The 21,986-nt window shown below is 73.0% G+C and carries 18 protein-coding genes and 2 tRNA genes; 14 read left to right on the plus strand and 6 right to left on the minus strand.

Translation table 11 applies throughout. The features are described from left to right. Positions 1-73 precede the first annotated feature (73 nt). Positions 74-1,006 carry a prephenate dehydratase gene (gene pheA, locus ACPYO6_RS07700; protein WP_425714276.1) on the plus strand — a complete coding sequence of 311 codons (933 nt, stop codon included), beginning with the start codon at positions 74-76 and terminating at the stop codon, positions 1,004-1,006. Positions 1,007-1,126: 120 nt separating this feature from the next. Here the strand turns inward: pheA and ACPYO6_RS07705 are convergent, their stop codons facing one another. Beyond that, a complete protein-coding gene (locus ACPYO6_RS07705; RefSeq protein WP_425714277.1) occupies positions 1,127-1,972 on the minus strand; it encodes a ParA family protein in 846 nt (281 codons plus the stop codon). A gap of 148 nt (positions 1,973-2,120) precedes the next feature. Here ACPYO6_RS07705 and ACPYO6_RS07710 point away from each other — a divergent pair, with 148 nt between their 5' ends. Further along, a complete protein-coding gene (locus ACPYO6_RS07710; RefSeq protein ID WP_425714278.1) occupies positions 2,121-2,528 on the plus strand; it encodes a TOBE domain-containing protein in 408 nt (135 codons plus the stop codon). A gap of 59 nt (positions 2,529-2,587) precedes the next feature. Here ACPYO6_RS07710 and ACPYO6_RS07715 read toward each other — a convergent pair whose 3' ends face one another. Together ACPYO6_RS07715 and ACPYO6_RS07720 are read right to left on the minus strand one after the other, a co-directional pair. Next, on the minus strand, positions 2,588-3,862 hold the full coding sequence (locus ACPYO6_RS07715; RefSeq protein WP_425714279.1) for a diacylglycerol/lipid kinase family protein: 1,275 nt from the start codon (positions 3,860-3,862) through the stop codon (positions 2,588-2,590). Positions 3,863-3,952: 90 nt separating this feature from the next. After that, on the minus strand, positions 3,953-4,267 hold the full coding sequence (locus ACPYO6_RS07720) for a YbjQ family protein (RefSeq protein ID WP_425714280.1): 315 nt from the start codon (positions 4,265-4,267) through the stop codon (positions 3,953-3,955). 137 nt (positions 4,268-4,404) lie between these two features. Between ACPYO6_RS07720 and serS the strand changes: the two genes are divergently transcribed. The 6 genes from serS (at position 4,405) to ACPYO6_RS07750 (ending at position 12,535) form a co-directional block, all read left to right on the plus strand. Then, entirely contained in the window at positions 4,405-5,679 is a 1,275-nt protein-coding gene (serS, locus tag ACPYO6_RS07725) for a serine--tRNA ligase (RefSeq protein ID WP_425714281.1), read from the plus strand. Next, a complete protein-coding gene (locus ACPYO6_RS07730; protein ID WP_425714282.1) occupies positions 5,676-7,010 on the plus strand; it encodes an HAD family hydrolase in 1,335 nt (444 codons plus the stop codon). The genes serS and ACPYO6_RS07730 overlap by 4 nt, the downstream gene beginning before the upstream one ends. A gap of 215 nt (positions 7,011-7,225) precedes the next feature. Beyond that, the gene (locus tag ACPYO6_RS07735) at positions 7,226-8,638 is read left to right on the plus strand and encodes an ABC transporter substrate-binding protein (protein ID WP_425714283.1); all 1,413 of its coding nucleotides are present in this window, start codon (positions 7,226-7,228) and stop codon (positions 8,636-8,638) included. Positions 8,639-8,642: 4 nt separating this feature from the next. Continuing rightward, complete coding sequence (locus ACPYO6_RS07740) at positions 8,643-10,004, plus strand: ABC transporter permease subunit (RefSeq protein WP_425714284.1); 1,362 nt, start codon at positions 8,643-8,645, stop codon at positions 10,002-10,004. Next, on the plus strand, positions 10,001-10,975 hold the full coding sequence (locus tag ACPYO6_RS07745) for a carbohydrate ABC transporter permease (protein WP_425714285.1): 975 nt from the start codon (positions 10,001-10,003) through the stop codon (positions 10,973-10,975). The genes ACPYO6_RS07740 and ACPYO6_RS07745 overlap by 4 nt, the downstream gene beginning before the upstream one ends. A gap of 78 nt (positions 10,976-11,053) precedes the next feature. Beyond that, positions 11,054-12,535: an ABC transporter substrate-binding protein gene (locus ACPYO6_RS07750; protein ID WP_425714286.1), complete on the plus strand. Its 1,482-nt coding sequence runs from the start codon at positions 11,054-11,056 to the stop codon at positions 12,533-12,535. Positions 12,536-12,607: 72 nt separating this feature from the next. On the opposite strand, the gene ACPYO6_RS07755 is transcribed toward ACPYO6_RS07750, so the two are convergent. Further along, on the minus strand, positions 12,608-13,576 hold the full coding sequence (locus ACPYO6_RS07755) for an NAD(P)H-quinone oxidoreductase (protein WP_425714287.1): 969 nt from the start codon (positions 13,574-13,576) through the stop codon (positions 12,608-12,610). A 223-nt stretch (positions 13,577-13,799) separates the two neighbouring features. Here ACPYO6_RS07755 and ACPYO6_RS07760 point away from each other — a divergent pair. Continuing rightward, a tRNA-Ser gene (locus ACPYO6_RS07760) sits at positions 13,800-13,882 on the plus strand. A gap of 135 nt (positions 13,883-14,017) precedes the next feature. Further along, a tRNA-Ser gene (locus tag ACPYO6_RS07765) sits at positions 14,018-14,106 on the plus strand. A gap of 70 nt (positions 14,107-14,176) precedes the next feature. On the opposite strand, the gene ACPYO6_RS07770 is transcribed toward ACPYO6_RS07765, so the two are convergent. Next, positions 14,177-14,872, minus strand: a complete 696-nt coding sequence (locus ACPYO6_RS07770; protein WP_425714288.1) for a hypothetical protein — start codon at positions 14,870-14,872, stop codon at positions 14,177-14,179. Between the two features lie 197 nt (positions 14,873-15,069). Between ACPYO6_RS07770 and ACPYO6_RS07775 the strand changes: the two genes are divergently transcribed. Further along, entirely contained in the window at positions 15,070-15,786 is a 717-nt protein-coding gene (locus ACPYO6_RS07775) for a hypothetical protein (RefSeq protein ID WP_425714289.1), read from the plus strand. Between the two features lie 10 nt (positions 15,787-15,796). Here ACPYO6_RS07775 and ACPYO6_RS07780 read toward each other — a convergent pair whose 3' ends face one another. Further along, a complete protein-coding gene (locus ACPYO6_RS07780) occupies positions 15,797-17,932 on the minus strand; it encodes a hypothetical protein (protein WP_425714290.1) in 2,136 nt (711 codons plus the stop codon). A gap of 381 nt (positions 17,933-18,313) precedes the next feature. Here ACPYO6_RS07780 and ACPYO6_RS07785 point away from each other — a divergent pair, with 381 nt between their 5' ends. The 3 genes from ACPYO6_RS07785 to ACPYO6_RS07795 all read left to right on the plus strand — a co-directional run bounded on the left by ACPYO6_RS07785 (position 18,314) and on the right by ACPYO6_RS07795 (position 21,978). Then, entirely contained in the window at positions 18,314-19,219 is a 906-nt protein-coding gene (locus tag ACPYO6_RS07785; RefSeq protein ID WP_425714291.1) for a sulfurtransferase, read from the plus strand. Positions 19,220-19,448: 229 nt separating this feature from the next. Beyond that, complete coding sequence (locus tag ACPYO6_RS07790; protein ID WP_425714292.1) at positions 19,449-20,537, plus strand: hypothetical protein; 1,089 nt, start codon at positions 19,449-19,451, stop codon at positions 20,535-20,537. Positions 20,538-20,889: 352 nt separating this feature from the next. Then, complete coding sequence (locus tag ACPYO6_RS07795) at positions 20,890-21,978, plus strand: hypothetical protein (protein ID WP_425714293.1); 1,089 nt, start codon at positions 20,890-20,892, stop codon at positions 21,976-21,978. Positions 21,979-21,986 lie beyond the last annotated feature (8 nt).

Here is a 21,986-nt window from a genome sequence, read left to right on the forward strand (position 1 = left end):
GTCGCGGGCGGTGGCGGGCCGGGGGCGGGTCGGTGCGGGACCGGTCACGGCCCCGCGTGGTTAGGCTCGGCCGGTGCGCTACACCTACCTGGGCCCCGCGGGCACGTTCACCGATGCCGCGCTGCGGCAGATCCTCGACGACGACGCCGACGTGGCCGAGCCGAGCACCGACGTCCCCGGGGCGCTCGCCGGCGTGCGCGAGGGGCGGTTCGACCGGGCCGTCGTCCCGATCGAGAACTCGGTCGAGGGTGGGGTCAACGCCACGATCGACTCGCTCGTGGCCGGCGACGAGCCCCTCGTGGTGGTCGCCGAGATGCTCGTGCCCATCGAGTTCGAGCTCGTCGCGCGGCCCGGCACCGAGCTGGCCGACGTCCGCCGCATCGCCACCCATCCGCACGCGTGGGCGCAGTGCCGCGGCTGGGTCGCCGAGCACCTGCCGGGCGCGGTCCACGTCCCCGCGACCTCGACCGCCGCGGCCGCGGACATCCTCGCCGGGGAGGGTGATCCCGGGTTCGACGCCGGGATCGTCTCCCCGCTGGCCGGCGCCCGGTACGAGCTCCCGGTACTCGCCCACGACGTCGGCGACAACCGCCGCGCCGTCACCCGCTTCATCGCGGTCTCCCGGCTCGTGCCGCCGCCCCCGCCGACCGGCGCCGACAAGACGACGCTGCTCGTCCACCTGCCCGACGACGAGGCCGGCGCCCTGCTGACGATGCTCGAGCAGTTCGCGGCCCGCGGGGTCAACCTCTCCCGCATCGAGTCGCGGCCGATCCGGGACGCCATCGGCCGGTACGCCTTCTCGATCGACGCCGAGGGGCACGTGGCGGACGAGCGCGTCAAGGCCGCCCTGCTCGGGCTCAGGCGGGTGTGCCCGTTCGTCCGGTTCCTCGGCTCCTACCCGCGCGCCGACCAGCGCAGGCCGGTGCTCGCCCGCGGCACGTCCGACCAGGAGTTCCACGAGGCCCGCGCCTGGGTGACGGCGCTCGCCGACGGAAGCGCCTACTGACCTCGTCGCCCCCTTCCTGGCGAGTGAGCGGCTTTCCTCCTGACGAGTGAGCGGGCTTCTGCCCGGTCCGACCAACCGCAATCTCGACGGCTACCAACCGCAATCTCGACGAGCAGGTCCTCAGTCGTCGGTGGATGCGTCCGACATGGCGTCGACGAGCTGGGCCGCCAGCTGCCCGTAGTGCTGCGACAAGGTGCTGCCGGGCGTCCAGATCTCGAAGGGGCGCTTCCGGGTGGCGGGCTCACCGTGCTCGGCCGGGACCACCGGGACATGCGGGCTGAGCACGAGGGGCGACCACGCCTTGTCCGTCGGAACCTCCGCGAGCTCGGGCTCCTCGGTCGACGACGCATTCTCAGCCGGCCCGCCCGCCGGGGCGCCGACCACCACGCCGCGGAGTCGGACGAGATCGGACCGGTTGCCGCCCTCGTCGTGGATGAGCCGGCGGTAGGCCTCGACGCTCGCCACGATGTTCGACACCTCGGCGAGGTCCTTCGGCGATCGGGTGGTGGTGACGACGACGTCGGACGCGGCGTTGAGGGCCGTCACCAGGCGGGCGCCCGAGCGGATCCGACCGCAGTCGATGACGACGAGGACGTAGTCGTCGGCGGTGGTCAGCGCGTGGTGGAGCTGCGGACCCGCGCCGGCGCGCGGCTCACGGGCCGGGCCGGACGACGCCGGGACGAGCCGGAGCCGCTCGTGGTCCGTGGTGGGGACGGCGAGGGACCGGGCCCATCCGAGGGGGTAGTCGTCGTCGAGGATCGCGCCCACGTCCTGGCCCTCCTCCCACGGCTCGGCCTGCAGCCACCGGGTGGCCTCGCCGTCGGGGGAGAGGTCGATGAGCAGGACCTCCTCGCCGGCGCGCGCGGCCTCGAGCGCGAGCGCCACTGCCGTCGTCGTGCCGAAAGCGGTCGTGCCCGCGTGCGACAGCGCGAGCACCTGGCGGTCGGAGCCGGAGGTCGAGGTCATGACTGCACGCTATCGACCGGGCGTCCGGGGCGCGTCAGCCCTCGGGGCACACCTGCTCGGTCGCGAGTCGGACGTCCGCTCACTCGCCGGGAGGACGTCCGCTCACTTGCCGGCCAGGAGGCGCAGGTGCGGGTGCTAGCCTCCAGGAATGCCGCACATTCGGATCCGCACCGTTGCCGACCTGCTCGGAGTCTCCGACGACACCGTCCGCCGCTGGGTCGACCAGGGGCGGCTCGAGGCGGGTGGCGACGGCGGCCGGCTCTCCGTCGACGGCGCCTTCGTCGCCGCGCTCGCCCAGGAGCTCGCGAGCGAGAAGCACGTCGACTCCCTCGACGACGGCATCGAGCGTCGCTCGTCGCGCAACCACCTCACGGGCATCGTCACGCGCATCGTCTCCGACACCGTGATGAGCCAGGTCGAGCTGCAGTGCGGCGCCTACCGCGTGGTCTCGCTCATCTCGACCGAGGCCGTCGAGCAGCTCGGCCTCGAGGTGGGCTCGCCGGCGACCGCCGTCATCAAGGCGACCAACGTCTCGATCGAGGGCACCGGGACCTGACCGAGCCCGTCGTCGGGCGGTCGGTGAGCGACCTCGGCGTGGGCGGGCGGCCCCGGGGATCAGTCCTGGAGCTTCTCCGGGTGGCGCTCCGCCGGCTCGCCGGGCACGTGCTCGCCGGTGCGGGCCTGGAGCCGGTCGGGAGGCACGGGGTAGCGCATCTGCAGCGCCCCCTTCTCGACCCGGACCTCGACGGCGCCGGACGTGCTCAGCAGGTCGCCGTCGAGCTGGACGTGGGCCGCGTCCTCGGCCACGACGCGCACGCGACGCGCCGGCTTGAACAGCAGCTCGCTGCCCGGGAGCTCGCCGGTGCGGCGCCGGCCGGCGCGCTGGGCGAGAACGGAGATCCCGAGGTTGGCCCAGCCCACGATCCCGAAGCGCGTGTCGACGGTGACGACCTCGAGCACGCCGTCGTCGAACCGTGAGTCGGGGGACAGGACGAGGTTGCCGGGCAGCAGGCCGCAGTTGGCGAGCATGACGGTGCGGATCTTGAGGTGCTCGGGCTCGGCGTCGTCGACCGCCACCGAGACCTTGAGGCGCGACTTGACCATGTTCTTCACGCCGCCCACGAAGTAGGCGACCCAGCCGATCCGCGACTTCAGGTCGTCGTCGGTCCCATGGACCATGTCGGCGTCGAAGCCGAGCCCGGCGATGACGGTGAATGCGTGCCACCCGTCGCGGCCCGCGCCGGACTCCTCGACGAGGATCCCGTCCTCGTCCTGCGGCACCTCACCCTGGTCACGGACACGGAGCCATCCGACGTCGACCGGACCCGTCGGCTCGGTGGTCGCGATCCGGACGAGCTCGTCGGTGCGCTCGAGCGGGAGGCCGAGGTTGCGGGCGAGCAGGTTGCCGGTGCCCAGCGGGATGACGCCCATCGGGGTGCCGGTCCCGGCGAGGACCTCCGCCACGGCGCGCACCGTCCCGTCGCCACCCGCGGCGACCACCGTGCTGGCCCCGGCGCGCAGAGCCTCTTCGGCCTGGCCGCGGCCCGGGTCGTCGGCGGTCGTCTCGAACCACAGCGGCTCCTGGCGGCCCTCGCGGACGGCGGCGGCCCGGAAGAGGGTGCGCAGCTCGTCGACGTCGACGTTCTTCGACGGGTTGACGACCACGGCGACCGGCGGGGGAGCGGGCCGGGCCGCCTCCTCGGCGGCCCTCGCGGCGGCCTCCTTCCGGGCCGCGCGCTCCTCCTCGAGCACGCGTGCCGCCTCGGCGTTCGCGGCGGCCGACTCGCGCTCGAGCTGGCCCCGCCTGCGGGCGACGGAGATCGTGACGAGAAGGACGGGCAGCGCGATCACGATCGCGACGACGAGGACGATCAACCATTCCGTGGGCACGCCTCACGGTAGCCCGGGCCGCGCCGACGTCGCGCGCCACGGCTGGTGACGCGCGGCGTCGTGGACCGCGGCGGGAAGGAGGGGTGGGCGTCAGGCGATGCGGACGGCGGTGCCCGAGGCGGTCACCATCATCATTCCCTGGCCGACCGACTCGTAGTCGATGTCGACGCCGACGACCCCGTTGGCACCGAGCTCGATCGCCCGCTGCACCATCTCGCCGAGCGCGGACTCACGGGCGCCGCCGATCTCGCGCTCGTAGCCCTCGGAGCGACCGCCCACGAGGTTGCGGAAGCCCGCACCGATGTCCTTGAACATGTTGATGCCGACGACCGTCTCGCCGGCGACGACGCGGAGGTACTCGGCGATGTTCGCGTTCTGGATGGTGGACGTGGTGGTGACGATCATGGGGGCACCCCTCGGGTCTGGGTCGGGCGGTTGACAGGTGGGCCGCACGCGGTCCGGCGCACATCCTGGCACCACCGGGGGCACGCGGGGGCGAGCACGGACGGGGACCGGTTCCCCCGGCGGCATAGGCTCAGGTCATGATCGATGTGCGTGCCCTGCGCGAGGACCCCCAGCCCGCGCGCGACAGCCAGGTGGCCCGGGGTGCCGACCCCGCCCTCGTCGACCGGATCCTCGAGGCGGACGCGCGGCGCCGCACCGCCCTCGGCGAGTTCGAGTCGCTGCGGGCCGAGCACAAGGAGTTCTCCCGGAGCGTCGGCAAGGCCTCGCCCGAGGAGCGGCCCGCGATCCTCGCGCGCGCCAAGGAGATGGCCGGCGAGGTGAGCGCGGCGCAGGAGCGGGCCGACGCCGCCGGGGCCGAGGCCGACGAGCTCCTGTGGCAGATGCCCAACATCATCGCCCCGGGCATCCCCGCGGGCGGCGAGGACGACTACGAGGTGCTCGAGCACGTGGGCACGCCCCGCGACCTTGCCGCCGAGGGCGTGACCGTGCGCGACCACCTCGACATCGCGGAGTCGCTGCGCGCGATCGACATGAAGCGCGGCACCAAGGTCTCCGGCGCGCGGTTCTACTACCTCACCGGCATCGGCGCCCGCCTCGAGCTCGCCCTTCTCATGCGCGCGGCGGACCGGGCGGAGGCCGCCGGCTTCACGCTCATGACGACGCCGACCCTCGTGGGCCCCCAGATCATGGCCGGCACCGGCTTCCTCGGTGCGCACGCGGACGAGATCTACCACCTCCCGGCGGACGACCTGTACCTCACCGGCACGTCCGAGGTGGCGCTCGCCGGCTACCACGCCGACGAGATCATCGACGTCAGCGGCGGCCCGCTGCGCTACGCCGGCTGGTCCACCTGCTACCGCCGCGAGGCCGGCTCGTACGGCAAGGACACCCGCGGCATCATCCGGGTCCACCAGTTCAACAAGCTCGAGATGTTCTCCTACGTCCACGCCGAGGACGCGGCCGACGAGCACGCCGGCCTGCTCGAGCTCGAGCGGGAGATGCTCGACGCCGTCGAGCTGCCCTACCGGATCATCGACACCGCCGCCGGCGACCTCGGGTCCTCGGCCGCACGCAAGTTCGACTGCGAGGCGTGGCTGCCCAGCCAGGAGCGCTGGATGGAGGTCACGTCCACCTCGAACTGCACGACCTTCCAGGCCCGCCGCCTCGGCACGCGCGAGCGCACCGAGAAGGGCACGACCCCGGTCGCGACCCTCAACGGGACGCTCGCCACCACGCGGTGGATCGTCGCGCTCCTCGAGAACCACCAGCAGGCCGACGGCTCGGTCCACGTGCCCGAGGCGCTGCGGCCCTACCTCGGCGGCCGCGAGGTCCTCGCCCCGGTGGCCGCGTGACGCGGCACGAGGACGAGGCCCTCGTCGCCACCCCCGCCGGGGACCAGGCGATCCTCGACGCCCAGACGGACCTGCCCCCCGAGGCCGACCAGCCGGTCCACGCGCGGGACCACGGCGAGAACCTGCCCGACGACGACGGGGCCGCGCCGTCGGCCGACCCGTCTGCCGAGGGGCGGGCGACCGTTGCCGACGCCGACGCCGACGCCGACGCCGACGCCGACGCCGACGCCGACCCGGACCTCGGGCCCGCCGGGGCCCACGTCGTCGACGACGAGGCGGACGCCGCCGTCGTCGAGGGTGACGAGGCCGAGGCCGAGGTCGACGGGGCGGAGGTCGAGGCCGAGGCGGACGTCGAGCTCTGGGACGACGGGGAGCCCGACGACGAGACGGATGGTCGGCGGAACGTGCGGCGCACGGCCCCCGCCGTCGGGCTCGCGCTCACCCGGGCCGCCTCGTGGGCGCGGAACGTCGTGCGGCGTCGCCCGCGGACCCACCCGCTCGTCGAGGCCGTCGCCGCGCTGCCGGAGGCGGGGCCGGACCTGCTCGTGGCGCTCGACATCGACGGGACGATCCTCCACCACGACACGACGCTGTCGCCGCGGGTGGCCGAGTCCGTCGCCGCGCTGCGCGACACGGGTGCCCACGTCATGCTCGCGACCGGCCGCTCGGTGTTCGCCACCGTGCCCGTGGCCCGCCGGCTCGGCCTGACCAGCCGGTACGCGATCTCCTCCAACGGAGCCGTCACCGTGCGACTGGACGAGGAGGCCGAGGGCGGGTTCGAGCTCGACCACGTCGTCACGTTCGACCCCGAGCCGGCGCTGCGCGCGCTGCACCAGGCGATCCCGGACGGGGTGTTCGCCGTCGAGGACGTGGGCACCGGGTTCCGGTTGTCCTCGCCGTTCCCGCCCGGCGAGCTCGGCGGCGAGTGGGAGCTCGTCGACCTCGAGGACCTGTGCTCGCGGGAGGTCACCCGGCTCACCGTGCGGGCGGCGCACCTGGACGCGCACACCTTCCAGGAGGCGGTCCACTCGGCCGGCATGCAGTCGGTGACCTACGCGATCGGGTGGTCGTCCTGGGTCGACGTCGCGCCCGAGGGGATCTCCAAGGCGACCGCGCTCGAGCGTGTGCGGGACCTGCTCGGCGTGGACCGGGCGGCGACGGTCGGCGCCGGCGACGGCTCGAACGATGTCGAGATGCTGTCCTGGGCCGGGCTCGGCGTGGCGATGGGCGGCGCGCGGCCGGAGGTCAAGTCCTACGCCCGCACCGAGGTCGCGCCCGTCGAGGCGGACGGCCTGGCCGACCTCCTCGACCTGCTCGCCGCGCCCCGCTGACGCCCTGGGCGCACCTCCGACGACGCCCTGGGCGCTCCTCCGACGACGCCCCCGGCCGGTCCCGACGGTGGCCCGACCGACCCCGACGACGACGCCGCCCGTCCCCGCATCGGCGTGACCCGTTCGAGACCTCGATCGTGGCGCTGTGGCGGGTCGCCCGGCCTACGCTGACCTCGTTCACGATGTGGAGAACGGTTGGCCGAGGAGGGCGAACGATGGCACGACTCATGACGCGACGACGCAGCATGACGGTGGTTGCGGGACTCACGGTGGCAGCGATGCTCGCCGCCTGCGGCGGCGGTGGTGACGACGAGTCCGACGACGGCGGCGACACCTCCGAGGAGGGCGGCTCCGACGGCGCCGCGGGCGGCGGCGAGGACGGCGGCGACGGCGGTGGCGAGGTCGAGCTGCCCGAGCTCGAGGGCTACGCGGAGCTCGACGGCGAGTCGATCGTCGTGGCCTCGGACTGGTCCGGCGCCGAGCAGGAGAACTTCGAGATCGTCATGGACGCCTTCGAGGAGGCCACCGGCGCCGAGGTCACCTACGAGTCCTACGGGAACAACGTGGCCACGACGATCGGCACGCGGGTCGAGGGCGGCAACCCCCCGAGCATCGCGCTCATCCCGCAGCCCGGCCTCATGGACCAGCTCGCGGCCGACGGCAGCATCGTGCCCCTGTCCGAGGACACCCTCGCGGCGGTCGAGGAGAACTACGCGGAGACGTGGATCGACCTCGGCTCGGTCGAGGGCGAGGTCTACGGCGTGTGGTTCAAGGCCGCCAACAAGTCGACCATCTGGTACAACACGCAGGTCTACGAGGACGCGGGCGCCGAGGTGCCCGAGACCTGGGAGGACTTCGTGTCCACCCTCCAGCTCGTCTCCGACTCCGGAGTTCCGGGGCTCTCGGTCGGTGCCGACGTCGGCTGGCCGCTGACCGACTGGTTCGAGAACGTCTACCTCCGCACGGCGGGGCCGGACATGTACGACCAGCTCGCCGACCACGAGATCCCGTGGACCGACCCCAGCGTCATCGAGGCGCTCGAGGCGCTCGCCGAGGTGTGGAGCAACGACGCGCTCCTGCTCGAGGGCGGTGGGCAGCGCTCGTTCCCGGACTCGGTGACGTCGGTGTTCTCCGACCCGCCCGAGGCCGGCACCGTGTTCGAGGGCGACTTCGTGGCCGGCAACATCGCCGACCAGACCGAGGCCGTCGTCGGTGAGGACGCCCTGTTCTACCCCTGGCCCACGATGAACGACTCCGCCCCGTCCGTCATGGGCGCCGGCAACGTCGCGGTCGCGTTCGACGACAACGAGGCCACCGCCGAGCTCATGCGCTACCTCGCCTCGCCCGAGGCGGCGAACATCTGGATCGAGCTGGGCGGCTTCACCTCGCCGAACCAGAACGCGGACCTCGACCTGTACCCGGACGAGATCTCGCTCGAGATCGCCCAGCAGCTCGTCGACGCCGAGGTCTTCCGGTTCGACCTGTCCGACCTCGCGCCGTCGGCCTTCGGCGGCACCGAGGGCGAGGGCATGTGGCAGATCCTCATCGAGTTCTACGAGGACCCCTCCGACCCGGAGGCCACGGCCCAGGCTCTCGAGGACGCTGCGGCCGCCGCGTACGGCGACTGACGACGTGACCACGGCCGAGACCACCACGGCCGCACCGGGCGGGGGGCGCGCACGTCGCGCCCCCCGCTCGGGGACCAGCACGTGGGTGGTCCTCGTCATCCTGCTCGGTCCCGCGGTCCTGATCCTCGGGGCGCTCGTCGCCTACCCGATCGTCTTCTCGCTCGTCCGCGGCCTGTTCGACCAGTCCGGCGAGACCTTCGTCGGCCTCGGGAACTACGTCGACATGTTCACGGACGCCCAGACGTTCCGGGCCCTGCGCAACAACGCGATCTGGGTGCTCGTCGCGCCCGCGGTGTGCACGGTGCTCGGGCTGATCTTCGCCGTGCTCATGGAGCGGATCCGCTGGCAGACGGCCTTCAAGCTCATCATCTTCATGCCGATGGCGATCTCGATGCTCGCCGCCGGCGTCATCTTCCGGTCCGTCTTCCAGCAGAACCCGGACATCGGCCTCGCCAACGCGGTCATCGTCTCCGTGCAGGAGATGGTCGGCGCCGAGTCCACGAGCTACCCCGACGCGCGGCCGCGGCCCGAGGGTGCCGTCGAGCTCCAGGAGACCGGCGAGATGACGTCGACCGAGGAGGTCGCGGCCGGCTCCGTCGTCGAGATCCCGCTCGTCGGCATCGCCGAGGAGAGCCGGCCCGCCGACGCCGTCGACGCCGTGGAACCGCCCGCGGCCGGCGACGACCAGGTGACCGGCGCCGTGTGGTTCGACTTCATCGTGGGCGGCGGCGGCACGAACGGTGAGGTCGGGGACGGCAAGCCCGGCCTCGGCGGGATCGACGTGGTGCTCACCGACGCCTCCGGGGCCGAGGTCGCCACCGCGGTGACGCAGGACGACGGGACCTTCGTCGTCGAGGGGCTCGACCCGGGAGGCGAGTACACGCTCACGCTCCCGGCGAGCAGCTTCGCCCCCGGCGCCTCTGGCATCGACTGGCTCGGCCCGGGACTCATCACGCCGGTGACGATCCTCGCCTACGTGTGGATCTGGGCCGGTTTCGCCATGGTGATGATCGCGTCCGGCCTGTCCTCCGTCGACCGCTCCCTGCTCGAGGCCGCCCGGACCGACGGCGCCAACGAGTGGCAGGTCTTCCGGCGGATCACGGTGCCCCAGCTCGCGCCCGTGCTCATGGTCGTCATGGTCACGCTCGTCATCAACGTGCTGAAGATCTTCGACCTCGTCTACGTCATCCCGCCCGGGGTGTCGAAACCGGCCGCCGACGTCATCGCCACCCGCATGTGGACCGTGTCGTTCGGCGGGGGCAACGACCAGGGCCTCGGCTCGGCGCTCGCGATCTTCCTCCTGCTGCTCGTGCTGCCGGCGATCCTGCTCAACATCCGCAACTTCCGACGAGGAGGTCAGGCATGACCGCCGTCGTCGGCACCACGCCGCCCGTGGACGACCCCGAGGCCGGCGGTCCCGGAGGGACGGGGGGACCCGGAGGCTCCGGCCCGGGCGCCACGCCCCCCGCCACCCCACCCGGCTCCCGCCCCGGCGGCGGCTCGAGGGTCGCGCGGTTCCTCGGCCGCGGCGTCGTCAACGTCGTGCTCGTCGTCGTCGCGCTCGTGTGGCTCGTCCCGACGGTCGGACTGTTCTTCTCCTCGCTGCGCAGCTCGCAGGCCAACGCCCAGTCGGGCTGGTGGACGGGGTTCCTCGACCTCTCGCAGTTCTCGGTGGACAACTACCGGAACCTGCTCGAGGCGGACTGGATCATGTCCTCCCTGTGGAACACGGTGCTCATCGTGGTCCCGTCCACGCTGCTCGTCGTGGGCCTCGGGGCGATGGCCGGCTACGCGCTCGCCTGGGTGCGGTTCCCGGGGCGCGACTGGCTGCTCATCGTCATCATCGCGTTCATGGCGGTGCCGCTCCAGGTGGCGTTCATCCCGCTCGCGCGCCTGTTCGGGGACATCGGGATCTTCGGCTCGATCACGGCCGTCGTCCTGTTCCACACCGCGTTCGGCCTGCCGTTCGCCGTGTTCCTGCTGCGGAACTTCTTCATGCAGATCCCCGCGGAGATGCTCGAGGCCGCGCGCATCGACGGCGCGAGCGAGCTGCGGATCTTCGTCCGCATCGCCCTCCCGCTGGCGATGCCCTCGATCGCCTCGCTCGCGATCTTCCAGTTCCTGTGGTCGTGGAACGACATGCTCGTCGCCCTGCTGTTCTCCTCCCCGGAGAGCCAGCCGATCACGGTGGCGCTGCAGTCCCAGCTGCGGCAGTTCTCGTCGAACATGGACGTGCTCTCCGCGGGCGCGTTCCTCTCGATGATCGTCCCGCTCATCGTGTTCTTCGCGTTCCAGCGGTACTTCGTCAGCGCGCTGATGGCGGGCTCGCAGAAGTAGGTGGGGGACCGCGCCCGTCCGCCCACGACCTACGATGGCGGGGTTCACCCGTCGCGGTGGGTCGAGGAAGGGCGGACGATGGCACGGAGCACGAGGCGAGGTCGGGGCGCGGCCCTCGGCGCGGCACTGGTCACGGTGGCGCTGCTCGCGGCCTGCGGCGGCGGGGCCGAGGACGAGAACGACGACGCCGACAGCTCCGCCGACCCCGGCTCCGCACCGGACGGCACGGCCCCCGACGGCGCCGAGGACCCGACGGCACCGCCCGAGTCCTCCTCGGAGGGCACCGCAGGGTCGCCCGAGACCCCCACCGACGGGGGGGCGGTGCCCGAGGAGGTCCTCGCCCCCGAGCTCGAGGGCTACGCCGACCTGTCCGGGCAGACCATCGAGATCGCCACCCGCTGGACCGGGAGCGAGCGCGACCGGTTCGACCAGGTGCTCGACGCGTTCGAGCAGGCCACCGGTGCCCGCGTCGACCAGCTGGGCCTCGGCGGCAACCCCGTCCTCGCCATCACCGAGAGCCTGGACAACGGCCGGCCCCCGAACGTCGCCGTCGTCGGGAGCCCCACGCTGGTCCGCTCGCTCGCGGAGGACGGCGCCATCGTCCCGCTGGCCGAGGAGGTGCGGGCGACCATCGAGGACAGCTACGCGCCGACCTGGACCGACCTCGGCTCGGTGGACGGCGACGTCTACGCCGTCTGGATGGAGGCGACCTCGAAGTCGCTCCTCTGGTACGACGCTGCGGCGTACGCGGACGCCGGCGTCGAGGAGCCCGCCACGTGGGACGACCTCCTCGCCGGGCTGCGTGAGCTCTCCGGCACCGATGTGGCGCCCGTGACCGTGGGCGTCGACTACGGCTGGCCGCTGACGGACTGGTTCGAGAACGCCTACCTGCGCCTCGCCGGGCCCGAGGCCTACGACCAGCTCGTCGACCGGGAGATCCCCTGGACGGACCCGAGCGTGGTCGAGACCCTCGAGGTCCTCGCCGAGGTGTGGGGCGACCCCGAGCTCGTGCTGTCCGGCGGCCTCGACCGCTCCTACCCGGACACGGTCGAGAACGTCTTCAGCGACGACCCGAGCGCCGCCACCCTCGTGGGCGGCGAGTACGTGGCCGGCTCGATCGAGGGACAGACCGACGCGGTGGTCGGCGAGGACGCGATGTTCTTCCCGTGGCCCGAGATGGACGGCTCGGCGCCGACCGTGGTGGGGGAGGCCGGCGGGGCCGTCGCGTTCGACTCGGAGCCCGGCACGGCCGAGCTCATGCGGTACCTCGCCTCGCCCGAGGCGGCGAACATCTGGATCGCCCTGGGCGGCACGACGTCGCCGAACCAGCGGGCGGACCTCGACCTCTACGAGGACGACCTCTCGCGCGAGATCGCGCAGCAGATCGTCGGCGCCGAGGTCTTCCGCCTCGACCTGTCCGACCTCGTCCCGCCGGACTTCGGCGCGAGCCAGCTGGAGGGCCTGTGGCCCGTCCTCATCGACTTCTACGAGGACCCCTCCGACCCGGCTGCCACCGCCCAGGCGCTGGAGGACGCGGCCGCCGACGTCTACGGCGACTGAGCACACCCCGCACGACGACGAACCGCCGGGCCCGGTGCGGACCCGGATCGGAGCGCCCGGGGCGCGGCGTCGTCAGACGGTGAGCAGGATCTTCCCGAACGACCCGCCGGCGGCCATCGTCTCGTGGGCGCGGGCGGCCTCGGCGAGCGGGATCCGCTCGGCGACGACCGGGACCACCGTGCCGTCCTCGACCCACGGCCACACGCGCTCGCGGATGTCGTCGATGAGCGCGGCCTTCGACGCCCGGGAGCGGGTCCGCAGCTTGGCCGCGGTGATCGTGCCCGAGCGGGCGAGGAGGGCGCCCAGGTCGAGCGTGCCCTTCGCGCCGTCGAGGAGGCCGATGACCATGATCCGGCCGCGCTCGGCGAGCACCGAGACGTTGAGGGCGAGCCCGCCGGCCCCCAGGATGTCGAGGACGACGTCGACACCCCGGCCGTCGGTCGCGGCGAGGACCTGGTCGGCGACGTCGTCGGACGTGTGGTCGATCGCCACGTCGGCGCCGAGCTCGAGGCACCGGGCCGTGCGCTCCGCACCGCCCGCCGTGGTGATCACGCGCGAGCCGTAGGCGTGCGCGAGCTGGATCGCGATCGTCCCGATGCCGCCGGACCCGCCGTGCACGAGCACGGTCTGGGACGGGGCGAGGTGGCCGAGCTCGACCATGTTGGCCCACGCGGTGCAGATCGACTCGGGCAGGGAGGCGGCGTCGACGAGGTCGAGGGAGTCGGGGACCCGCAGGAGCTGGCCCACCGGGACGACCGCGCGCGTGCCGTAGCCGCCGCCGGCGACGAGCGCGCACACCCGATCGCCGACCGCCCAGCCCTCGACGTGGTCGCCGAGCGCGGAGATCGTGCCGGACAGCTCGAGGCCGAGCACCTCCGACTCGCCCTCCGGCGGCAGGTGGCCTCCGGTGACCTGGAGGAGGTCGGCCCGGTTGACGCCGGCGGCGACGACGTCGACGAGGACCTCGCCCATGCCGGGGACGGGGTCGGGGGCGGTGGCCAGCTCGAGGCGGCCGCCGTCGGAGATCGAGATCGCGTCCATCCGCTCATCGTGCCCCAGGAGGGAGCGCGGGGAGCGGAGGTGAGAACAGGACCAGGTCAGGACGAGGTCCGGGCGAGGTGCTGGCGAAGTGCTGCGGCCGGACCGTGCACCTCGGGGCGGACCCGAGCCTGTCGGGCGGGATCGTGCCGGATCGTAGGATGGTCGCCGGTCCGTCCCGGTACTCCTGCCGGTGCGCGGGCCGGCGCCCGGCCCGGCCGGGCGAGGAGGGTTGACAGAGCGGCCGAATGTGACGGTCTTGAAAACCGTTGTGGGAAACCACCAAGGGTTCGAATCCCTTACCCTCCGCCGGTTCGGCCGCGAGCGGCGGTCGGCGGCTCGACGTGGGGCGTCGTCGTGCGAGTTCGTGACGAGTGTTGCCCGCGCCTCACGCTCCCGCGTTGGAACGCCGGTCGCCGTCCGGGTACGGTGGACGCTGCATCTGGAGACGTCGCATAGTCAGGCCTAGTGCGCATCCCTGCTAAGGATGTAACGGGGTAACCCGTTCGTGGGTTCAAATCCCACCGTCTCCGCCGCGTGCCGAAGGGCCCGGGAACCGCGCGATCGTGCGGTTCCCGGGCCCTTCGGCCGTCGTGGCTGCGCTCAGGAGGCGGCGATGAAGCGCTCCGAGTTCCCCTCGAAGTCGTAGGTGTCCGCGACCCGCCACACGCCACCCTCGATGGCGTCGACACGGACCATGGCGCACTCGTTGCCCGTCGCCGTCCCGCCCTCGTAGAGCTCGCCGGAGTCCATGAGCGAGTCGGGGACCACGCCGCAGTACCCGCTGTAGGTCACGGCGTCGGTCCCGACGAACTCGATGTTGAGGTCGAGCCACGCGGTGCCGTTCTCGTTGCCGAGATAGGTCGCCGTCACCGGCACCACCACGTAGTTGTGGCCGTCGTCCGGCGGCTCGTTGAACATGTTCTCGTTGGCGATGGTCTGGTTCGCGTCCTGGACGGTCGAGCCGAACTGGACCTCCCAGTCGCCGACGCGCACCACCGTGTCGATCGGGGCGGGGTTGTCGCGGGAGGTGCCGAGGTCGCCGTCCGGTGCGGGCTCGGTCGACGGCGCCGGCTCGGTCGTGGGAGCCGGCTCGGTGGTCGGCGCGGGCTCGGTGGTCGGGGCCGGCTCCGTGGTGGGCGCGGGGGTCGGTGCCGGCTCGGTCGACGGCGCGGTCGGTGCCTGGGGAGTCTGGGGTGCCTGCGGCGCGAGCGCGGTCGGGACGTCCGGACCGCCGCATGCGGCGAGGCTCGCCGCGGCGAGGACGGGAAGGGCGAGGGCGGCGAGTCGACGGCGCACGGGGGCTCCTTGGTGGGGGATCCGGATCTGCGCACATGATCGCACCGTTGTCACGCCGTCATGCCCGCTCCGGCCGACTCCTGCGACACGTTTGTGTCACGGCCGGGTGCGCTCCCTGGTGCTAGCGTCGCAGCCGATGCCGGGTGCGCCACCCGAGACCGGCCGACGACGCCCCCAGGACCAGGACGGACACGACGATGAGCAGCTACGGCGGCGGGAGCAACCCGGGTCAGGGCGGCCGGCCCGGTGGGTACGAGGACCAGTTCAACCAGGCCTACGGCAACCAGGGTCAGGGCGGCTACGGCAACCAGGCCTACGGCAACCAGCCCCAGGGCGGCTACGGCAACCCCGGCGGGTACGGCGCGGCGGCGAACCCGTACGGCGCGGGCGACGGGGTGATGCCGGGCAGGACGCAGAGGAGCACCACGGGCCCGAAGATCGTCACCTTCATCGGGCTCGGTCTCATCGTGCTGGCGATCGCCGCGATCATCTTCGCCGTCGGCCGCATCGGCGGCCTCGTCTCCGACGCCGACTTCACCACCGTCGGTCCCGGCGGCGCGCAGATCGAGGCCGAGGCCGGCGAGGAGTGGGCCCTCTACGCCACGAACAGCGAGAACCCCGAGGCGCAGACGCAGACGTGCCAGGTCTCCGGACCGGACGGCGCGCAGGTCTCGCTCGACGACCCGAGCACCGACATCACGGTCAACGACTACTCCCTCGGTCACCGGTTCACGACCGACCAGGCCGGTACCTACACGGTCACCTGCAACGAGAGCGCGTTCGTCGGCCACAACGTCAGCGGCGGGGAGATCGCCGCACCGATCGTCGGCATCATCGGCGGGATCCTCGGGGGGATCCTCGGCGTCATCATGCTGATCATCGGCGTGATCTGGTGGATCGCCCGCCGCAACTGACGGCGCGTCCTCACCCGGCCGCGACGTACCGGACGATCTCCTCCTCGACCAGCTCCTCGGTGTCCGGGTCCTGCGACCACCCGGTGGTGCGGACCTCCCAGTGCCCGGACTCGGCATCGCCCCGGGTCATCTCCATGCACACGTCGTGGGTGATCGTGCCGCCGGGGACGGAGTCGACCCGGTCGATGTACTCCCAGCTGCACTGCGCGGACTCGTCGCCGTAGGACCGTTCGGTGCCGTCCTCGGCGATCCACACGAGCGACACGTCGTCGAACGGTGAGGCGGGCACGGAGGCCGTGTTCGTCACGGTGACGTTCGTGTCGATCCGGCGCGCGCTGCTCGAGAGCGGGTCCTCGTCGTCCTCCGCGCGGTCCCGGACGGTGACCGGGTCGATGCTGACGACCCACAGGCCCGCGCGCACGGGGGTGCCGGCCGGTGCGGGGGCGGCGGGGTCGGTCCCCGCGCCCGCCTCGACCACCGGGACCTCGAACGGCTCGAGCGAGGTCGCGGCCGTGGCCGTCGCGACGTGCCGGACCGGGACGGAGCGCTCGGGGCCGTAGCTCGTCACGCGCCAGGCCCCGCCCTCGACCAGGTCCTCGTCGACCTCGGCGCACAGCTCGCCCTCGGCCTCACCGCGGGGGGTGGCGCCCGCGCGGTCGAGGTCGTCGATCTCGAAGCCCTCGCCGCCCGAGCACGAGTACCGGGTGTCGTGGAGCTGGCCCGCGGCGTCGACGAACTCGACGTCGAACTCGTACCGGCGCGAGGAGTCCGTCCCGGCCGAGCCGTCCTCGGTCACGGCGATGTCGGCGAGGACGAACGCGTTCCCGTCCTCGGGCTCGTCGGTGAAGGAGTAGCCGTCGACCTCGAGCTCGTCCTCGGTGCGGGCCTCGTCGATCGTCACGCTCGTGTACCCGACCTCGTGGGACTCACCCGCGGGCAGGGGCTCGCGGGAGTCGATTCCCTCGAGGTTCCCGGGCTCGGGGGCGGTCGACGCCGCGAGGAGCTCGGGGGTCGGGTCCACGCCGAGCTCGACGTACCGGTAGGAGGCGCCCCAGCCCACCGCGCCCTCGGTCAGCTGCCATCGGGCGCCGGCCACGGCCTCGATCGGCGCCGCCTGGCACAGCGAGATCTCGGCGGTCCCGCCGGGCTGGATCGGTCCGAGGGGGTCCGTCGGCCGGCTCGCCGGGTCGCACTCGCCGATCGCGAAGAGGGACCCGCCTGCCCAGTCGACGAGCTCGAGCCCGCCGAGCGCCGGCTGGACCGGCTCGGTGCCGAGGTTCGTCACCGCCACGGTGGAGCCCACGAACATCTCGTCGGGGTATGGCTCCGGCTCCTCCCCGTCCTCGTCCGGCAGCAGCTCGGGGTCGAGGTCGCTCGGGCCGATCGCGACCGCGAGGTCGCCGACGCGGATCGGGGTGCCCGACGCCGCCGGGAGCTCGATGTGCCGACCCGCGGCGGTGTCCGTCACCGGGAGGGGCGGGAGCTGGGCGGGCGCCTCGTCGCCGACGAGCACGTAGCGCCGCTCGGCGGCCTCCTTGCCCGAGCCGGAGCCCACGGTGCCGCCGCCGTCGTCCGCGTCGCCCGTCCCGTCGTCGCCCGTCCCGCCCGAGACCCCGGAGCCGACCGACGGCCCGGCACCCTCCGAGCCGTCGACCACGGCCCAGACGGCGCCCTCGAGCGCGTCGGCGGGGATGACGGTGCACCAGCGGGCGCTCAGGCTCTCGCCGGGCGCGACCTCCGGTGCGTCGGCGACGGTGGCCTCGCCCTCGCACGCGTTGCCCGGGTAGGAGGCGCCGGAGGTGGTGACGAGCTCGAGCCCGAGGTGGTCGGCGGGCGTGAGCGGGGCGGTGGAGTCGTTGGTCGCGTCGACGAGGACCGACACGATCCGCTGGTCGTCCGCCGGGGCCGCGAGGAGGTCGACCCCCGCCACGGGCCGCGCGGTCGCGTCCTGCTCCGTGTCGCCGAGCGTGACGGTCCACGCGCCGGTCGTGACGGTCGACCCCTGCGGGGCGGCGGCCTGCCAGGACGGTCCCGCCTCCGACGGGATCGGCTGCACGGAGAGCCCGGGTCCCGATCCCGAGCACGCGGTCAGGGTCGCGGCGCCGGTCAGCACGAGGGCGACGAGGGCGGGGCGCGTCCTGGGCATGATCTCCACTGCTCTTCGAGGTCGGATATCGCCATTGTGGCGGGGCCCGGGGCGCCTCGGGCCGTTCCCGACGGGGAGGGGGACCCGGCGGCCGCCGTTCGTCGTCGGGGGAGGTCCCGGGGCACGTGCCCGGGGGAGCGGGTGTCCGACGACGAGACCCCCGCCGGGTGGCCGGTCCGGATGGCGGGACCCGGCCGGGGGCGACCCCACCGCGCCGCGGCGCGCGCCTAGCGTCGTGGGCATGGACCTGCTGCTCGTGCGCCGGCTCTGGCTCGACCAGGGCCGGGCGCGCTCGACCCGATGTCGCTGACGCGGACCTGCCCGCGCACGCGACCCGGCCCGGACCGGCCACCACCCGTTCTCACGACCACAGGAGTCCCCATGACCACTGCCGACCAGACCACCGCGACCCAGGACGTCGCCCGCCTCGTCACCGCCACCGAGCTCGCGGAGCTCAAGGACCGCCCCGGGGTCGTCGTCCTCGACGCCACCTCGATCATCCGGCAGCCCGACGGCGACGGCTTCTACGACGCCGCCACCGGCCGTGACGTCCACGAGGAGGGCCACGTCCCCGGTGCGGTGTTCGCCGACCTGCTCGAGGACCTCGCCGACCGTTCGAACCCCGACTTCTGGACCGCGCTGCCGCCCGAGGATTTCGCCGAGAAGATCGGCGCCCTGGGGGTCGGCAACGACACCACCGTGGTCGTCTACGACCAGGGCCAGACCATGTGGGCCACGCGCCTGTGGTGGAACCTGCGCTACGTGGGGCACGACGACGTCCTCGTCCTCGACGGCGGTCTGCCGGCCTGGCGGGCCGCGGGCCTCGAGGTCGCCGCCGGCGCCTCGCCGGCACCCGAGCCGCGGACCTTCGTCGCGCACCCGCGCCCGGAGCTCTACGCCGACGTCGACTCGGTCGCCGCCGCGATCGACGACCCGCGCACCGTCCTCGTCAACAGCCTCGACCGCGCCACCTTCACCGGCGAGCGCGTGACCTACGCCCGGGCCGGGCGCATCCCGGGTTCGAAGCACATCTTCTTCGGGGACCTCCTCGACGCCGACGGGCTGGCCGCCGAGGTGGACCAGGTGCGTGAGACCGGTGACGCGGCGGAGGTCATCGACGGCGAGCCGTCGGTCATCACGTACTGCGGGGGCGGGATCGCGGCCACCTACGTCGCCTTCCAGCTCGCGCGTGCGGGGCGCGGGGACGTCGCCGTCTACGACGGGTCGATGACCGAGTGGGCGAACAACCCGGCGCTCCCGCTCGAGACGGGTGAGCCCGTCGCCTGACCGGCGCGCCGCCCGTCACGACGAACGACGGCGCCCGGCCCCTTGTCCTTGGGCCGGGCGTCGTCGCGCGACCGTGCATCGTGTCGCGCGATGCCGCCCAACCGTGACCGCCGGGCCATGTACCGCACGATCCTGCGGGAGTAGCGTCCTCTCATCGGACCGGCACGAGCCGGCCCGACCGCCCACCGGGGTCCGGTGACGTGCCCCGCGGATCACGCAGGAGTGAGCCATGGGGACGAACCGCACGACCGCCCGCCCCGTCGCAGCCTCGACGCTCGCCCTCGGCCTGCTGGCCGGCGCGTCGCCCCCGGCCCTCGCGGCGGGCGAGGGCAACGACGACTTCGGGGAGGTCTATTTCCTCAACGACGAGTGGACCGGCCGGGCCAACCACGAGGTGGTGTTCAGCCTCCCGGTCGAGATGGTGTTCATGGGGGACTGGGACGGCAACGGGACAGACACCTTCGCCCGGCAGCGCGGCAACGTCATCGACGTCGTCAACCTGCTCGGGCCCACCGAGTTCGACCTCGCGTTCCGGTTCGGCCGGATGTTCGACACCCTCTACACGGGTGACTGGGACGGCAACGGGACCGAGACGTTCGCCGTGCGCCGGGGCAACCAGTACCTCATGCGCAACACCCTGACCGACGGACCGGCGGACCGCGTGGTCCACTTCGGGCGGGCGGGTGACACCGTGCTCGTGGGGGACTGGGACGGGGACGGCGTGGACACGTTCGCCGTGCGCCGGGGCAACACGTACTTCCTGCGGAACTCGCAGACCTCGGGTCCGGCCGACCTGGTCGTGGACTACGGGCGCGCGGCCGACCAGGTGGTCGTGGGGGACTGGGACGGGGACGGCCGTGACTCGCTCGGCGTGCGCCGCGGCAACACCTACTACCTCAGCGACGCGATCGCGGACGGCCCCGCGGAGATCGTCCTCGACTACGGGCGGCCGACCGACAGCGTGCTCGTGGGCGACTGGGACGGCGACGGCGACGACACCCTCGGGGTACGCCGTCCGTCACCGGTCGAGGACGTTGTGCTCCGGGCGGTCCGCGCCGCGTCCGACGGCGACCGTCCCCTGCTCGACCACCTGAGCAGCAACCACGCGGAGCAGCAGCTCTGGTACGCGTTCCAGAGCTTCTACGACCCGCCCCAGTGGCCGACGCGCGTGACGGGCTGCGGGCCCGTGCCGGGCGGGATCGTCATGTGCCACGTCCGGTCCGACGACTATCCCGTGGCGATCGGCTACGCCTACGCGGCTCCGGACGGCGTCACCACCTGGCAGGTCGTCGACTACGAGATCGTCGCCGACTGGTGAGTCCCGGGTGCCGGGTGGCTGGTGCCCGGGGAGTGACCTCCTGCCGGGCTTCGGCAGGTGGCGGTGACGCCCCTGTGGCCAGGTCACGAATGGGTCACGGACCAATCAAAGCAGTGTACTCCTTCCGTGGGACCGACGCACCCCACCCCTGTGGCCAGGTCTGATGTCCCCTCCGTGCGGTGTTGCCCACGCCTCGGCGAGTTCGGGACGGTCGTGCCGTGCGACCGGCGGACGCCGGTCGTGACACACGACCCGGGGGCCGGTCGGTGCTCGGGGAACCGATACCAGGGGGACATCCACCATGAGCACCTACCGCGCACCAGCCAACGCCCGACCATCGCTCACCCGTCGCATGAGCATCCTCGGCGCCGGGCTCGCGACGACCGGACTCGTCGCCGCCGGCGCCACCGCCGCGAGCGCCACCGGCAGCCCGAACAACGACATCGGCGAGGGCTACTACGCGAGCAACTCCTGGGACTCGACGACCGGGACGCACTTCTCCTTCGGCGACACCCTCTCCTCGGTCTTCGTCGGTGACTGGGACGGCGACGGCGTCGACACCTTCGCCGTGCGGGAGGGCAACGTCATCAGCTACACCAACACGTTCGGCCATGTCGACCACTTCGAGGCCGTGTTCGAGTACGGCCGGGAGGGCGACCAGCTCGTGGTCGGCGACTGGGACGGCGACGGCGCCGACTCGTTCGGCGTGCGGCGCGGGAACGCGTACCACCTACGCGACGAGATGTCCGGCGGGCCGGCGGACACGATCGTCAACTACGGCCGCGCGGACGACACCGTGCTGGTCGGTGACTGGGACGGCGACGGCGCGGACTCGCTCGCCGTGCGCCGCGGCGCCGAGTACTTCCTGCACAACTCCCTCGAGTCCGGCCCGGCGGACGAGCACGCGGTCTACGGCCGCGCGGACGACACGGTGCTGGTGGGCGACTGGGACGGCGACGGTGCGGACTCGCTCGGCGTGCGCCGCGGCATCACCGTCTACCTGCACAACTCGATCACGACCGGTGCCGCTGAGACCGTCCTCGACTACGGGCGCTCCGACGACGGCCTGATCGTCGGCGACTGGGACGGCGACGGCGTCGACACGCCGATGGTACGCCGCGCCGACGCCGTCGAGGATGCCGTCCTCGCGGCGGCGACCGCCGCGGCCGAGGGCCGTTCCGCGGACCTCGACGCGGTGACGAACGTCGACGGATACGACGAGCTCTGGTACGCGTTCCAGGGCTTCTACGACCCGCCCATGACGCCGTCGAGCATCCAGGGCTGCGGCCAGGACTTCAACACGGGCGTCATCTACTGCGACGTCTACGCGGACGGCCACGAGAGGCCCGTCGGTCGCGCCGAGGTCGCCCCGCTGGGGGCCAACGAGTTCGAGATCATCGGTTACGAGATCTTCGCCGACTGGGAGGGCACTCCGCAGTAAGGAGCGGG

This window comes from Georgenia sp. Z1344 (genome assembly GCF_049856295.1).
Lineage (GTDB): Bacteria > Actinomycetota > Actinomycetes > Actinomycetales > Actinomycetaceae > JB111.